This window comes from Pseudomonas sp. EA_105y_Pfl2_R69, from assembly GCF_963970915.1.
Lineage (GTDB): Bacteria > Pseudomonadota > Gammaproteobacteria > Pseudomonadales > Pseudomonadaceae > Aquipseudomonas.
Genome location: NZ_CAXAOO010000001.1, coordinates 417,687 through 433,097, shown reverse-complemented (window position 1 = coordinate 433,097; position 15,411 = coordinate 417,687). Strand labels below are relative to the sequence as shown.

Below are 15,411 nucleotides of genomic sequence, written 5' to 3'. Positions count from 1 at the left end.
CAACCGCGGCAGGATCTGCTGAGCTCATCTTCCAGGCCAGGCTTGCCCCGCGCCGGCTCCGCCGCTCTTCAGGTCTGCGCGGCAGCAGCGCTCACCTGCGTCGCGCTCAGTTGAAACTCCTCACCGGCATAATAGGCGCGCACCTTGGGATCCATGATCGCCCGCCACAGCGGTGGAATCAGTGCCAGCACGACCATGCCGGCGTAACCGCTGGGCATTTGCGGGCTGTCATCGTGGTGGCGCAGCACCTGGTAAGGTCGCTTGGCGAAGGCATGGTGGTCGGAATGTCGCTGCAGGTGGAACAGCACCAGATTGGTGAAGACGAAATTGCTGTTCCACGAGTGCCGATGGTTGGTCCGCTCGTATCGGCCATCCTCCAGCTTGCGCCGGTGCAACCCGTAGTGCTCCACGTAGTTAATGATCTCCAGCAGGGTCACCGCGACAAAGGCCTGGCCAAGGAAGAACACCGCTCCCAGCCAACCCAGAGCCAAGGTGAAGCCGACGAGAAACAGCCCGCTCAAGGCGTACCACCAGATCAGCTCGTTCTGCCAGCAGAACGCCGGCAGGCCTTTGCGCCTGAGACTCTCGGCCTCCAGCGTCCAGGCGTTGAGGAAGTTGTGCTTGTAGGCGTGCGGCAGGAACTGGAAGAGCGACTGGCCGAAACGCGCCGAAGAGGCGTCCTCCGGCGTGGAGACCTTCACGTGATGGCCACGGATGTGCTCGACCTTGAAGCCGGCATAGCACACAGCGGCCAGAATCAGTCCACCGGCACCCTGCTCCAGGGCCGAATCCTTGTGCACCAGCTCGTGGGCGACGACGATGCCGACAGCCCCCATCACCGTCCCGACCGAAAGCAGCCAACCCAGCTTGCCGAACCAGCCCCAGGCCTCGTAGGTCGCAAACACCTGGCCCGCCCAGAGCAAGCTAACGACCAGCACAGGGGCCGTCGCCAGGGTCAACAGCACATAGTAGCCCTGCTTGCTCAGGATCGGCGCCTGCCGCTCCTCGTCCGGGTTTGCCGGATCGCGGCCGAAGAAGGCATCGAGAATCGGCCCCAAGCCGAAAACCGTGAACACCAGGAAGAAGGCCCACAGCGACGGGGCTGCGCTATCCAGCGAGAGCCAGTAGCTGAGCGGCAGGCCAGCGACCAGCAGCAGCCACAGCCAGTAAGCGTATTTCTTGATGGCCAGCATGGTATCTGGCGAGAATCGTTCGAACATCGCAGTCTCCGCATAATTATTGTCTGACAATCCTACAAACAGACAGTAAACAGAGACCCACCGCGAGGGCAGCACGGCTTTAGTATGGCGGCCGTCGACCGGCCGCAGAAGTTGCGGGCACGCTTGACCCAGATCAACGTCTTACCGGCCCACGCGACGAAACCACTGGCGTAATACCCGACGCTGCCGCCTCTATTCGGTCTCGCCCTCTGCCGGGTAATGAAGAAGGAAACCCTAGGCGTGGGGCGCTTTTTCCTCGATCAGCCAATCCATGCGCCAACCGCCCTGGCTCTGCCCGAGCAGCTCGGCGAGCCAGGGCAGAATCTGCTTGAGCTCATCTTCCAGGCCCCAGGGCGGATTGCTGATCACCAGGCCGGAGCCATTCAGCCGCGCCGCGTCATCGGTGGGATGCACGTAGAGTTCGACGCGCAGCAACTTGGGTGCCTTGCTCTTCTGCAGGTCGCTGTAGAAGCGCCGCAGCTGGTGCAGATCCTTGATCGGGTACCAGATCGCCACCACCGCCTGACGCATGCGGCCGATGGCTTCGCCCAGGGACTGGGCGCAGCGCTCCATCTCGTCGACCTGCTCGAACGGCGGATCGATCAACAGCAGCGCGCGCTTCTCGCGGGTCGGCAGCAGGGCGCGCGGCACATACCAGCCCTCGCCCAGGTGCACGGCGACGCGGCGGTCGCCGGTCATGTTTTCCTTGAGCAGGCGACCGTCTTCCGGGTGCTTCTCGTTGAGGTGCAGGCGGTCCTGTTCGCGGGTCAGCAGGCGCGCCAGCTCGGGGGAACCCGGGTAATGGCGCAGCTCACCATCGGGGTTCATCGCGCGGATCACTTCCAGATAGTCGAGCAGCGGGTCCGGCACGTCCGTGGCCTGCCACAAACGGGCGATGCCTTCGAGCCACTCGCCGGTGCGGCTGGCCTGATCGCCGCGCAGGTCATACAGGCCGACGCCGGCATGGCTGTCGAGGTAGGCGAACGGTGCCTCCTTGCGCGACAGCAAGGCGATCAGGCGGCTCAAGACATAGTGTTTCAGTACATCGGCATGGTTGCCGGCGTGGAAGGCGTGACGGTAGTTCATGTGCGGGCTCCTGTGGCCGGCCAGTTTACTCGGTTGCCGCGTCGCTTAAGCGACCGATTGCAACGGCTGTACGCGTAACAACTCAAGCAAATGCTCCAGCGCCGGGTGTGCCGGCGCATCGCCGCGGCGCACCAGCAAGGTCGGTGCCGTCGCCAGATCCGCCTCGATGGCGCGCGTGCTCACCAAACGGCCACGCGGATGCAGCTGCAACAGGCTGCGCGGCAACAGGCCGATCCCCATCCCGGCGGCGATACCGCCGAGTATCGCGTCGATCGAGCCGTAACTCTGGCGCGTCGCGACCTGCAGCGCATGGCGCTCGCTCCAGCGCTCCAGGCGCTCGCGGTAATGGCAGCCATTGGGGAAACCGAGCAAGGTCACCGGCCCCTGCAGCAGCGTCTCGGCGCTGCTGGCGGGCATCACCAGCATCAGCTCCTCGCGCCAGATCACCTCGGCATCCAGCAGCGGATGCTCGAAGGGGCCACCAATCAGCGCGGCGTCCAGGTGCCCGGCCAGGACCTGCTCGACCAGGTGGCGACTGGTGCCGGTCAGCAGACTGACATCGACCCGCGGCGCATCCCGGTGAAAGGCCGCCAGCACCTCGGGCAGGCGCACGGCCGCGGTGGTTTCCATCGAGCCCAGGCGCAATTCGCCGGCCCAGACATCCTCCTGCACGCAGCGCCAGGCCTGCTGACACAGCTGTTCGAGCTGCTCGGCATGCGGCAGCAGGCGCTCGCCGGCGGGCGTCAGGCGCAGGCGCTGGGCTTGCCGCTGGAACAATACCGCGCCCAGCTGGGTTTCCAACTGGCGCAGCCGCGCCGAGACATTCGACGGCACGCAATGCAGCTGCGCCGCCGCCGCGCTCAGTGAGCCGGCACGACTGAGCGCAAGAAAATGCCGCAACAACTGCGGGTTGAGACGTTCCCAAGGCGACATGACAGCCCTCACAATCACTAAAAGTGAAAAACATGCTCAGTATTTTTCATTACCAGTCACGCAAACACAACGACTAAGGTGCCAAGCCTCGATCAAGGCGTAGCCCCATGCCCTCAGCCCAGCCCCGTCATATCCTCCTCGCCCTGCTGGCCGGTGCCAGTGCGCTGATGGTGGTGCATGGGCTTGGCCGTTTCGCCTTCACCCCCTTGCTGCCACACCTGATCGCCGACGGCCTGCTCAGCCTGGAACAGGGGGCGCGCCTGGCGACCTGGAACTACATCGGTTACCTGCTCGGCGCCCTGCTCGCCCTGGCCCTGCACGCGCCGGCGAAGATGCGCGTGGCGCTGCCTGTGGCGCTATTGCTGAACGCCGCGCTGACCCTCGCCCAGGGATTTACCGAGGACTATTCCAGCCTGCTCTGGCTACGCCTGGCCAACGGCATCAGCAACGGCCTGGTGTTCGTCCAGGCACCCGCACTGGTCCTGGAATGGCTGGCGCAGCAGCAACGCACGCGCCTCAGCGGCCTGGTCTACCTCGGCCTGGGCGGCGGGTTGCTGCTCTCCAGCGGCGTGGCGGATTGGCCGGCCGCAAGACTTGAGGGTGCCGCACGCTGGTGGCCAGTGGCCGCGCTGGCCTTGCCGCTGGCCGCACTGAGCGCCTGCCTGCTCGCGCGCCTGACCCTGCAACCCCAGCCGGCTGCGATCCAGCGCCCCGCGTCGGCACTGCTCGATCGCGCCAGCACACCGCTGTTTCTCGCCTACGCCGGTGCCGGTCTCGGCTACATCCTGCCGATGACCTTTCTGCCGGCCCTGGCCCGCGAGCAGCTGCCGGCCGACGCCCCCCTGCTGAGCGGTGCCTGGCGCTGGACGGCCCTGGCCTGCCTGGCCTCAATTGCGCTGTGGAACGCCCTGGGCAGCCACCTCGGAGATCGCCGTGCTCTACTCTGCTCCTACCTGCTACAGGCAATCGGCTGTGCTGCGCCATTGCTCATGCCCGGTACCATCGGCTTACTACTGTGCGCGGTGCTGGTCGGCGGTACGTTCATGGGCAGTGTTCTGCTAACCCAGCGACTGGCGCGCACCCTGCAGCCACACCAAGGCATACGCCTATCTGCCGCGCTGATCGCCCTGTATGGCGGCGCGCAACTGGCCGGGCCATGGCTCGCGGGCCTGTGGCTGGGACATGGCGGCAATCTGGAGCAAAGCTTCGCCTTCGGCACGCTGGCCATTCTCTGGGCACTGGTCTGGAGCTGGTTTATCCCCTCACATTCGACTCGCCACACGGGAGCTTAAACAGATGGACCTCAATTCCCTGCTGAATATCGACCTTCCCCTCATTCAGGCACCGATGGCCGGTGTGCAGCTGCATGGCCTGGCGGCCGCCGTATCGAATGCCGGCGCGCTCGGCTCGCTGCCCTGCGCCATGCTCGACGCGGCCGGGTTGCGCAAGGAGCTGCAGGCGCTGGGCGGTAAAACCAGCAAAGCCTACAACCTCAATTTCTTCTGCCACACCCCGCCACCTGTTGATAGCGCGCGTGAAGCAGCCTGGCGCGAGGCCCTGAGTCCTTACTACGCCGAGTTCGGCATCGACCCGGCGACTATCGCCAGCGGCCCCGGTCGCCTGCCGTTTAGCGCCGAGATGGCCGATGTGCTGGAGGACTATCGCCCGGCGGTGGTGAGCTTTCACTTCGGCCTGCCCTCGGCCGAGCTACTGGCGCGGGTCAAGGCCTGCGGGGCGAAGGTGCTGAGCTCGGCGACCACGGTGGAGGAAGCGCTCTGGCTCGAAGCCAGGGGTGCCGATGCAATCATCGCCCAAGGCCTGGAAGCCGGCGGCCATCGCGGCATGTTTCTCACCGATCAGCTGAGCAGCCAGCTCGGCACCTTTGCCCTGTTGCCGCAGATCGTCCAGGCCGTGCAGCTGCCAGTGATCGCCGCCGGCGGTATCGCCGATGCACGGGGCGTGCGCGCCGCCATGGCCCTCGGCGCGGCCGGGGTGCAGATTGGCACCGCCTATCTGTGCTGCGACGAGGCCAGCACCAGCGCCATCCACCGCGCCGCCCTGCACAGCCCGGCGGCGCAGCACACGGCCCTGACCAACCTGTTTAGCGGCCGACCGGCGCGGGGTATCGTCAATCGGGTGATGCGCGAACTGGGTCCGCTTAGCTCGCTCGCGCCGGCCTTCCCCCTGGCCACGGCGGCCATTGCGCCGCTGCGCGGCCAGGCGGAAAGCCAGGGCAATGGTGACTTCTCGCCGCTCTGGGCCGGGCAGAATGTCAGCGGCTGCAAGGCCATCGGCGCAGCCGAGCTGACCCGCGAGCTGGCTCAGGGTTTTATCCAATAAGCCCGACCTTGGTCGCCCAACCTCGCAGGGTGGATGACGTCTTTTTCATCCACCCTCGCGATCTGCGGGATGGAGAAAGCGCCATCCCCCCGACCCGGCCGCCCCGGCCTAACGGCCCGTTATCACGCTTATTGATAGTGCTGGGAGACCGACCTGGGGCTGCTTAGACTCGCACCATCCTAACCGGAGGTATCCCCATGTCCGAGTCCCTGCTCAGCGCCCGCAACCTGGCCTTCGAACTTTACGAAGTACTCGACGCCGAAGGCCTGACCCAGCGCGAGCGCTTCGCCGAGCACAGCCGCGAAACCTTCGATGCGGCCATCGACACCGCCCGCAGCATCGCGGAAAACCTGTTTGCCCCGCACAACCGCAAGAACGACGAACACGAGCCCGAGTACGTCAACGGCGCGGCGGTGCTGATCCCCGAGGTCAAGCCGGCGGTGGATGCCTTCCTCGAAGCCGGTTTTCTCAATGCCACCCGCGAGTTCGACGTCGGCGGTATGCAGCTGCCCAATCTGCTGTCGCAGGCCTGCTTCGCCCACTTCCAGTCGGCCAACGCGGCGACCACTTCCTATCCGTTCCTGACCATGGGCGCGGCCAACCTGATCGAGACCTTCGGCAGCGATGAGCAGAAGCAGCGCTTCCTGCAGCCGATGATCGACGGCCGCTTCTTCGGCACCATGGCCCTGACCGAGCCGCATGCCGGCTCCTCCCTGTCGGATCTGCGTACCCGCGCCGAACCGGCCGGTGATGGCACTTACCGGCTCAAGGGCAACAAGATCTTTATCTCCGGCGGCGACCACCCGTTGAGCGAGAACATCGTGCATATGGTGCTGGCCAAGCTGCCGGACGCCCCGCCCGGGGTGAAAGGCATCAGCCTGTTTATCGTGCCCAAGTTTCTGGTTAACGCTGACGGCAGCCTGGGCAAGCGCAACGACGTGGTCCTGGCCGGGTTGTTCCACAAGATGGGCTGGCGTGGCACCACCTCCACCGCGCTGAACTTCGGCGATAACGGCGACTGCGTCGGCTACCTGGTGGGCAAGCCGCACCAAGGCCTGAGCTATATGTTCCAGATGATGAACGAGGCGCGCATCGGCGTCGGCATGGGTGCGGTGATGCTCGGCTACGCCGGCTACCTGTACTCGCTCGACTATGCCCGCCAGCGCCCGCAAGGCCGTCTGCCCGATGGCAAGGACCCGACCTCGAGCCAGGTGGCGATCATCGAGCACGCCGATGTGCGGCGCATGCTGCTGACCCAGAAAGCCTATGTGGAAGGCGCTTTCGACCTCGGCCTGTACGCGGCGCGGCTGTTCGACGATACCCAGACCCTGGCCACCGAAGAGGAACGCAAGACCGCCCTGGAGTTGCTCGACCTGCTCACGCCGATCGTCAAATCCTGGCCCTCGGAGTTCTGCCTCAAGGCCAACGAACTGGCCATCCAGATTCTCGGCGGCCACGGCTACACCCGCGATTACCCGGTGGAACAGTACTACCGCGACAACCGCCTCAACCCGATCCACGAAGGCACCCACGGCATCCAGTCCCTCGACCTGCTCGGGCGCAAGGTGTCGATGAACGGCGGCGCGGCGCTCAAGCAGCTGCTCAAGCTGATCCACGGCAGCTGCCAGCGCGCCGAAGCGCATGCCTCGCTGACCGCATTGCGCCAGCCGCTGGAGCAACTGCTGGCGCGCCTGCAAACCGTGACCCTGGCCCTGCTGGGCGACCTGATGAGCGGCCAGGTCAATCAGGGCCTGGCCAACTCGGCGCTGTACCTCAAGGTGTTCGGCCATACAGTGATCGGCTGGCGCTGGCTGGAACAGGCGATCCGCGCCGAAGAAGGCCTGGCCCGCGGTAACCCCGCGGATGCCGACTTCTATCAGGGCAAGCTGCAGGCCGCGCGCTACTTCCTGACCTGGGAAGTGCCGAGCTGCCACCACGACCTGACCATCCTCGAAGCCCGCGACGATACCTGTCTCGGCATGCAGGACGCCTGGTTCTAGCCGGCACCACATACCCGTAGGGTGTGCCATGCGCACCAGCGCTTCTGGGCGAGGCCTTAGTGCGCACGGCGCACCCTACGGAGCAGGCCACGGCCACCAGGCCGCCAGCGAAAACAGCGCCTAACTGGCTGATTTATCTGGCAAGAATTCGCCCCGCCGAAGCGGGGCGTTTTTTTGACAGCCTGGCGAAGCCACGGGTTAGAATCCGGCATGACCTCTGCATAGCAGCGGCACCCCGCCCATTTGCCCGGAGCCACACTTGGACGCCACCGCCATCAACAACCTGTTCTTGATCGGGGCAATGCTGGTGGCCATGAGCATTCTGGTCAGCGCCTTCGGCTCGCGTTTCGGCATCCCCATTCTGGTGATCTTCCTCGCCGTCGGCATGCTCGCCGGTACCGACGGCCCCGGCGGCATCGTCTTCGACAACTACCCCCTGGCCTATCTGGTGGGCAACCTGGCCCTGGCCATCATCCTCCTCGACGGCGGCATGCGTACCCGGGTGTCGAGCTTTCGCGTGGCCTTGTGGCCGTCCTTGTCCCTGGCCACGGTCGGCGTACTGATCACCGCCGGGCTGACCGGCATGGCCGCCGCCTGGCTGTTCGAGCTGAGCTGGATGGAAGGCCTGCTGATCGGGGCCATCGTCGGTTCCACCGATGCCGCCGCGGTATTCAGCCTGCTCGGCGGGCGCGGCCTCAACGAACGGGTCAGCGCCACCCTGGAAATCGAGTCGGGCAGCAACGACCCGATGGCGGTGTTCCTCACCGTTACCCTGATCGCCATCCTCGCCAGTGGCCAGAATGGCCTGGACTGGGCACTGCTGCTGCAACTGCTGCAACAGTTCGGCATCGGCGCGCTGTTCGGCCTCTGCGGCGGCTGGCTGCTGCTCAAGCTGGTCAACCGCATGGACCTGCCGGGCGGCCTGTATCCGCTGCTGGTGGTCAGTGGCGGGCTGATCATCTTCGCCATCACCAACAGCGTGGGCGGCAGCGGTATTCTGGCCATCTACCTGTGCGGCCTGCTGCTGGGCTACAAGCCGATCCGCTCGCGCCACGGCATCCTGCATATGCTCGACGGCCTGGCCTGGCTGGCGCAGATCGGCATGTTCCTGGTCCTCGGCCTGCTGGTCACCCCCCATGAGCTGCTGCCGATTGCCCTGCCGGCTCTGGGCCTGGCGCTGTGGATGATCCTGTTCGCCCGCCCGCTGTCGATCTTCCTCGGCCTGCTGCCGTTCAAGGGCTTCCATGACCGCGAGCGCGCCTTTATCGCCTGGGTCGGCCTGCGTGGCGCGGTGCCGATCATCCTCGCGGTATTCCCCTTGATGGCCGGCCTGCCGAACGCCCAGCTGTTCTTCAACGTGGCCTTCTTTATCGTCCTGGTCTCCCTGTTGCTGCAAGGTACCAGCCTGCCCTGGGCGGCCAAATTGCTGCGCGTCACCGTACCGCCGGAGCCGGCCCCGGTGTCGCGCGCCGGCCTCGACGTGCATCCGACCAGTCAGTGGGAGCTGTTTATCTACCGCCTGGGCGCGGAAAAATGGTGCATCGGCGCGGCCCTGCGCGAGCTGAAGATGCCCGACGGCACGCGCATCGCCGCACTTTTTCGCGGCAAGGAACTGCTCCATCCCTCCGGCAGCACTACCCTGGAAGCCGGTGACCTGCTCTGCGTGGTCGGCCACGAGCACGATCTGCCGGCCCTCGGCAAATTGTTCAGCCAGGCCCCCAAGCGCGGCCAGGACCTGCGTTTCTTCGGCGATTTCGTCCTCGAAGGCGATGCCGAGCTGGCGGCAGTCGCCGCGCTCTATGGCCTGAAACTGGACGGCCTGGACGGCCAGCAAGCCCTGGGGCGCTTTATCGCCCACGAGATCGGCGGCGAGCCGGTAATCGGCGACCAGGTCGAATGGCAAGGCCTGACCTGGACCGTGGCGGCGATGGAAGGGAACAAGGTACGCAAGGTCGGCGTCAGATTCCCCGAAGGTAGTCGCCCAGGACCCGGGCTGTTCCTCTAAACTCAGTGTCTTTCGAGCCCTACGATCGCCACCATGCCCTCTTTACGCGCCTACCTTGTCATCGCCCTGCTCGGGCTGTCGCTCAGTGCTCCCTGGCTGCAAGCCGCCGAGTCGCCAAAAAGTGCCGAGATCCAGCGCAGCCTGGACAACCTGGCCGAGCGCAAGCTGCCGGAGGCCGAACAGCAGGCGCTCAAGCAGACCCTGGAAAAAACCCTGGACTGGCTGAGCGAACAGGCCGACAGCCAGCAGCGCCTGAGCGACCTCAAGCAGCAGCTCGAACAGGCCCCGCGCCTGATTGGCGAGGCCCAGCGCGAGCTCGAGCGCCTCAAGGCCAGCCAGCCCCCCCAAGTCAGCCAGCGCCATGCCAATAGCCAGGTGGCGCAACTCGAACAGCTGCTGGGCGAGCGCAACGCCCAGCTCAGCGAGTGGCAGAAGCAGATCATCGACGCCAACAGCCTGGTCATCACCGCGCAAACCCGCCCGGAGCGTGCCCAGGCCGAGATCAGCAACAACCAGACCCGTAGCCAGGAAATCAACAACCTCCTGAAAAACGGTCGGGACGGCAGCAAGCCGCTGAGCGCCGAGCGCCGCGACCTGCTCAGCGCCGAGCTGGCCATGCTGGACGCCAAGACCCAGTTGCGCCGCCAGGAGCTGGCCGGCAACAGCGCCCTGCAGGACCTCGGCAACAGCCGCCGCGCCCTGCTCGAGGAACGCATCCGCCGGGTCGAACAGGAACTGCTCGACCTGCAGACCTTGATCAATGAAAAACGTCGTGCGCTGTCCGCCCAGACCGTCGAGGAACAATCCCGCGAGGCCGAGAAGACCGGCTCAAGCACCCTGCTGGCGCGGGAGCGCGCCTACAACCTGAAACTTTCCGACTACCTGCTGCGCGCCACCGAGCGCCTCAACCAGCTGACCCGGGAAAACCTAAAGACCAAACAGCAGCTCGACAGCCTCAACCAGAGCGATCAAGCCCTGGAGGAGCAAATCAGCGTGCTACAGGGCAGCCTGCTGCTGTCGCGCATCCTCTATCAGCAGCAGCAGGCGCTGCCGACCCTGAAGATCGACAGCAAGCTGCCCGACCAGATCGCCGACCTGCGCCTGTACCAGTTCGAGCTCAACCAGCAGCGCGAAAGCCTCAGCAACCCCAGCGCCCATGTCGACCAGCTGCTGGCCCAGCAGAGCGATATCGAAGAGGTGCAGAACCAGCGCGCCGATCTGCTGGACATCTTCGCCACTCGCCGCGAACTGATTGACCGCCTCAATCGCGAACTGAATACCCTGCTCAACGAATCGATCACCCTGCAACTGAACCAGAAGCAGCTGCAAAGCACCGCCCAGACCCTGCGCACCACCCTCGACGAACAGATGTTCTGGATCCCCAGCAACAAACCCCTGGACCTGGAATGGTTCAAGTCGGTACCGAGCCTGCTCGAACGCCAGCTTACTGAAATGCCCTGGGGGGCCACCCTGCGCCAGCTCGGAGCGGGCCTGGTCGAACGGCCGCTGCTGTTCCTGCCGCTGCTGCTACTGATCGCCGTACTGCTGTGGCGGCGCGGCTACCTGTACCGCAAGCTCGGCGAGTACCATCAGGACATCGGCCACTTCAAGCGTGACAGCCAGTTGCACACGCCCATGGCGATTCTTCTCAACCTGCTGCTGGCGCTGCCCGGCACCCTGTTCCTGGTCCTGTGCGGCTTCGCCCTGCAGATGGACGCCCGCGGGCAGAACGCCAACCTGGCGACCGCCTTCTTCCAGATGGCCCAGGCCTGGCTGGTGTTCTATACGGTGTACCGCATGCTCGCCGACGGTGGCGTGGCCGAACTGCACTTCCGCTGGGGGCGCAGCCAGGTCGCCTTCCTGCATCGGCAGATTCGCCGCCTGGGCCTGGTGGTCATGGCCCTGGTGGCGATAGTCACCATCGCAGGGCGTCAACCGGCCAGCCTCGGTGACGACGTGATCGGCCTGGCGGTGGTGCTCAGCTGCTATGCCCTGATGGCCTGGCTGCTGCACAAGCTGCTGCTCAGCGGCCCGGCCCGCGAGCATGCCTCGGCCTTCCGCATGCTGATCGGCATTGCCATGAGCTTGCTGCCCCTGGCGCTGATCGTCGCCGTGGGCTTCGGTTACTACTACACGGCACTGAAACTCAGCGACCGCCTGATCAACACCCTCTACCTGCTGATGATCTGGCTGATCATCGAAGCCGCCTTCGTCCGCGGCCTGAGCGTGGCCGCCCGGCGTCTGGCCTACCAGCGCGCCATGACCAAGCGCCAGGCGCAGAGCAAGGACAGCGGCGAAGGCCAGGAAACCGTGGTCGAGGAGCCGACCCTGGATATCGAACAGGTCAACCAGCAGTCGTTGCGACTGATCCGCCTGGCCCTGCTTGGCAGCTTTATCGTCGGTCTGTACTGGGTCTGGGCCGACCTGATCTCGGTGTTTTCCTACCTGGACAATTTCGCCCTCTACGAATACAGCAGCGGCACTGGCGATGCCGCCACCCTGGTGCCGATCAGCCTCAGCGACGTGCTCGGTGCGCTGCTTATCGTCGGCATCACCGTGGCCCTGGCGCGCAACCTGCCGGGTCTGCTCGAAGTGCTGGTGCTCTCCCGGCTGAAACTGGCCCAGGGCAGCGCCTACGCCACCACCACCCTGCTCTCTTACGCGATTGTCGGCATCGGCTTCGTCATCACCCTGTCGACCCTGGGGGTCAGCTGGGACAAGCTGCAATGGCTGGTGGCGGCACTGTCGGTGGGTCTGGGCTTCGGCCTGCAGGAGATCTTCGCCAACTTTATCTCCGGTCTGATCATCCTGTTCGAGCGCCCGGTGCGCATCGGCGACGTGGTGACCATCGGCAACCTGTCCGGCACGGTGAGCAAGATCCGCATCCGCGCCACCACCATTACCGACTTCGACCGCAAGGAAATCATCGTCCCGAACAAGACCTTCGTCACCGACCAGCTGGTCAACTGGTCGTTGAACGATACGGTTACCCGGGTGATCATCAAGATCGGCGTGGCCTACGAGACCGACCTGGCGCTGGCGCGCAAGCTGATGCTGCAGGCCGCCATGGAAAACCCGCGGGTGCTGCGCGACCCCGAGCCGCTGCTGTTCTTCCTGACCATCAGCGCCAGCACCTTCGACTACGAGCTGCGCTTCCATGTGCGCGAACTGGGCGACCGCAATGCCTCCACCGATGAAATCCTCACCCGCATCGCCCTGAGTTTCCGCGAGCACAATGTCGAGATGGCCTTCAACCAGGTCGAGGTCATGGTCAAGAACCTGCAGGGTCTGGAACTCAACCTGGGTACCGGCAAGACCACCCAGGTCGAACAGCCCAGCAGCGAACAGGACCCGATCACGCCGACCACGCCCACGCCCGATCCCCAGTAAACATCGCGCCTGGCCGGGGGTCTACCGTTGGCACTGCGCGCGCAACGGTGCCGCCGACCACCCGCCGCCGAGCCCTGGCTCGGTGGCGTCACTGCCTGGAGTCCTGCCTTGAAGTCGTTGACCGAGCTGACCTTCGATAATCGCTTCGCCCGTCTCGGCGATGCCTTTTCCACCGAGGTGCTACCCGAACCTATCGCCGAGCCGCGCCTGGTGGTCGCCAGCTCGGCGGCCATGGCCCTGCTCGATCTCGATCCGGCCGAGGCCGACAGCGAAGTGTTCGCCCAGCTGTTCTCCGGGCACAAGCTGTGGGACGCGGCCGAACCGCGGGCCATGGTCTATTCCGGGCACCAGTTCGGCGGTTACAACCCGCGCCTGGGCGACGGCCGCGGCCTGCTGCTGGGCGAGGTGGTCAACGACGCCGGGCAGCACTGGGACCTGCACCTGAAGGGTGCCGGGCAGACCCCCTACTCGCGCATGGGCGACGGCCGTGCGGTGCTGCGCAGCTCGATCCGCGAGTTTCTCGCCAGCGAACACCTGCATGCCCTCGGCATCCCCACCTCGCGGGCGCTGTGCGTGACCGGCTCGAGCACCCCGGTATGGCGCGAGAAGCAGGAAAGTGCGGCCATGCTGCTGCGCCTGGCCCCCAGCCATGTGCGTTTCGGCCACTTCGAATACTTCTACTACACCCAGCAGCATGAGCAGCTCAGGCAGCTCGGCGAGCATGTCCTCACCTGTCATTTCCCGGATTGCCTGGAGCAACCCGAGCCCTACCTGGCGCTGTTCCGTCAGGTGGTCGAGCGCAATGCCGAACTGATCGCCCACTGGCAGGCCTATGGCTTCTGCCACGGGGTCATGAACAGCGACAATATGTCGATTCTCGGCATCACCTTCGACTATGGCCCCTATGCCTTCCTCGATGATTTCGACGCCAAGCATATCTGCAACCACTCCGACGACACGGGGCGCTACAGCTTCAGCAACCAGGTGCCCATCGCCCAGTGGAACCTCGCCGCCCTCGGCCAGGCCCTGACCCCGCTGGTGGAGGTGGAGGCCCTGCGCGCAACCCTCGGCCTGTTCCTGCCGCTGTACCAGGCCCATTACCTGGACCTGATGCGCAAGCGCCTGGGCCTGCTCAGCGCCGATGACGACGACGAAGCCCTGGTGCAGCGCCTGCTGCAACTGCTGCAGAGCAGCGCGGTGGATTACAGCCTGTTCTTCCGCGAACTCGGCGATAGCGCGCCGGCACAGGCCGTGGCGCGCCTGCGTGACGACTTCACCGACCTGGCCGGTTTCGATGCCTGGGCCGCCGACTACCTGGCACGCAGCGCCCGCGAGGGCGACGACCAGGCACAACGGCGCACCCGCATGCATGCCGCCAACCCCAGGTACATCCTGCGCAACTACCTGGCCCAGCAGGTCATCGAGGCCGCCGAACAGGGCGACTATGGCCCTGTGCGCGAACTGCATCAGGTGCTCAGCCGGCCCTTCGACGAGCAACCCGGTTTCGAGCGCTACGCCCAGCGCCCACCGGAGTGGGGCAAGCATCTGGAAATCAGCTGTTCGTCCTGAACAGAGCAGTAGGGTGGGTGACGCCTTTTTATCCACCAACTGCCCCGGTGGATGGATAGAGCGCCATCCACCCTACAAACCACCCAACATCCACTCCAAGCCCATCGCCACATGCAACTCGGTGCTGTCGAGCAGCGGCAGCGGCGCGTCCAGGCCATCGAGCAGCAAGCCAATTTCGGTGCAGCCAAGAATGGCCACCTCGGCCCCCTGCTCCTGCAACGCGCGCAAGCAGTCCAGATAGAACGCCTGCGCCTGGGGCAGAAACCGGCCCTGGCACAGTTCGGCGAAGATCACCCGGTCGATTTCCGCCATCTGCGTCGCGTCCGGGGTGATCACCTCAATCGCGAAGCGCTCGGCCAGGCGCTGGCGGTAGAAATCCTCCTGCATGGTAAAGCGCGTACCGAGCAGGGCCGCGCGGCGCACGCCCTGGCGTTGCAGGGCCTGGCCGACGGCATCGCCGATATGCAGCAGGGGGATATCGACCGCCGCCTCGATGGCCCCGGCCACCTTGTGCATGGTGTTGGTCGCCAGCAGCAGGGCCGTCGACCCGCCGCGCTCAAGGCCCCGGGCCGCCTGCGCCAGGATCTGCCCGGCAGCCGGCCAGTCGCCCTGCTGCTGCAGCGCGGCGATCTCGGCGAAATCCAGCGAATGCACCACCAGGGGCGCGGAGTGCAGACCGCCCAGACGCTGGCGCACGCCCTGATTGAGCAGGCGGTAATAGCTGGCCGTGGACTCCCAGCTCATACCGCCCAGAATGCCTAGTTGTCGCATATCACCTCCCACTCGATAAAGCCTTGAGCCTAATCCGCCACCGACCCGGCGCACAGGCACAGTGCGCGGTAGAGCCGGCGGTACAGCCTTTTCTATT

General features: G+C 65.5%; 10 protein-coding genes. 6 read left to right on the top strand and 4 right to left on the bottom strand.

Going from position 1 to position 15,411, the window contains the following annotated elements; translation table 11 throughout:
* Positions 1-68: 68 nt before the first annotated feature.
* From AACY13_RS01910 to AACY13_RS01900, 3 genes are all read right to left on the bottom strand, one after another.
* Positions 69-1,220, bottom strand: a complete 1,152-nt coding sequence (locus tag AACY13_RS01910; protein ID WP_339458854.1) for an alkane 1-monooxygenase — start codon at positions 1,218-1,220, stop codon at positions 69-71.
* Between the two features lie 234 nt (positions 1,221-1,454).
* Positions 1,455-2,306 (bottom strand): 23S rRNA (adenine(2030)-N(6))-methyltransferase RlmJ, encoded by an 852-nt coding sequence (locus AACY13_RS01905; RefSeq protein ID WP_339458852.1) that lies wholly within the window; start codon positions 2,304-2,306, stop codon positions 1,455-1,457.
* A 45-nt stretch (positions 2,307-2,351) separates the two neighbouring features.
* On the bottom strand, positions 2,352-3,239 hold the full coding sequence (locus tag AACY13_RS01900; protein WP_339458849.1) for a LysR substrate-binding domain-containing protein: 888 nt from the start codon (positions 3,237-3,239) through the stop codon (positions 2,352-2,354).
* 107 nt (positions 3,240-3,346) lie between these two features.
* Here AACY13_RS01900 and AACY13_RS01895 point away from each other — a divergent pair, with 107 nt between their 5' ends.
* From AACY13_RS01895 to selO, 6 genes are all read left to right on the top strand, one after another.
* Positions 3,347-4,531: a YbfB/YjiJ family MFS transporter gene (locus AACY13_RS01895; RefSeq protein WP_339458847.1), complete on the top strand. Its 1,185-nt coding sequence runs from the start codon at positions 3,347-3,349 to the stop codon at positions 4,529-4,531.
* Between the two features lie 4 nt (positions 4,532-4,535).
* The gene (locus tag AACY13_RS01890) at positions 4,536-5,579 is read left to right on the top strand and encodes an NAD(P)H-dependent flavin oxidoreductase (protein WP_339458845.1); all 1,044 of its coding nucleotides are present in this window, start codon (positions 4,536-4,538) and stop codon (positions 5,577-5,579) included.
* Positions 5,580-5,776: 197 nt separating this feature from the next.
* A complete protein-coding gene (locus tag AACY13_RS01885) occupies positions 5,777-7,579 on the top strand; it encodes an acyl-CoA dehydrogenase (protein WP_339458844.1) in 1,803 nt (600 codons plus the stop codon).
* A gap of 259 nt (positions 7,580-7,838) precedes the next feature.
* On the top strand, positions 7,839-9,584 hold the full coding sequence (locus AACY13_RS01880; RefSeq protein WP_339458842.1) for a potassium/proton antiporter: 1,746 nt from the start codon (positions 7,839-7,841) through the stop codon (positions 9,582-9,584).
* Positions 9,585-9,617: 33 nt separating this feature from the next.
* Entirely contained in the window at positions 9,618-12,974 is a 3,357-nt protein-coding gene (gene mscK, locus AACY13_RS01875; RefSeq protein ID WP_339458841.1) for a mechanosensitive channel MscK, read from the top strand.
* A 108-nt stretch (positions 12,975-13,082) separates the two neighbouring features.
* Positions 13,083-14,543, top strand: coding sequence for a protein adenylyltransferase SelO (gene selO, locus AACY13_RS01870; protein WP_339458840.1), 1,461 nt, complete (start codon positions 13,083-13,085; stop codon positions 14,541-14,543).
* A gap of 72 nt (positions 14,544-14,615) precedes the next feature.
* On the opposite strand, the gene AACY13_RS01865 is transcribed toward selO, so the two are convergent.
* Positions 14,616-15,314: an aspartate/glutamate racemase family protein gene (locus AACY13_RS01865; protein WP_339458839.1), complete on the bottom strand. Its 699-nt coding sequence runs from the start codon at positions 15,312-15,314 to the stop codon at positions 14,616-14,618.
* Positions 15,315-15,411 lie beyond the last annotated feature (97 nt).

Bases quoted from the DNA above. Each gene is read 5' to 3' on its own strand.
- AACY13_RS01910 (WP_339458854.1), bottom strand. From the start codon at position 1,220: ATGTTCGAACGATTCTCGCCAGATACCATGCTGGCCATCAAGAAATAC.
- AACY13_RS01905 (WP_339458852.1), bottom strand. From the start codon at position 2,306: ATGAACTACCGTCACGCCTTCCACGCCGGCAACCATGCCGATGTACTG.
- AACY13_RS01900 (WP_339458849.1), bottom strand. From the start codon at position 3,239: ATGTCGCCTTGGGAACGTCTCAACCCGCAGTTGTTGCGGCATTTTCTT.
- AACY13_RS01895 (WP_339458847.1), top strand. From the start codon at position 3,347: ATGCCCTCAGCCCAGCCCCGTCATATCCTCCTCGCCCTGCTGGCCGGT.
- AACY13_RS01890 (WP_339458845.1), top strand. From the start codon at position 4,536: ATGGACCTCAATTCCCTGCTGAATATCGACCTTCCCCTCATTCAGGCA.
- AACY13_RS01885 (WP_339458844.1), top strand. From the start codon at position 5,777: ATGTCCGAGTCCCTGCTCAGCGCCCGCAACCTGGCCTTCGAACTTTAC.
- mscK (WP_339458841.1), top strand. From the start codon at position 9,618: ATGCCCTCTTTACGCGCCTACCTTGTCATCGCCCTGCTCGGGCTGTCG.
- AACY13_RS01865 (WP_339458839.1), bottom strand. From the start codon at position 15,314: ATGCGACAACTAGGCATTCTGGGCGGTATGAGCTGGGAGTCCACGGCC.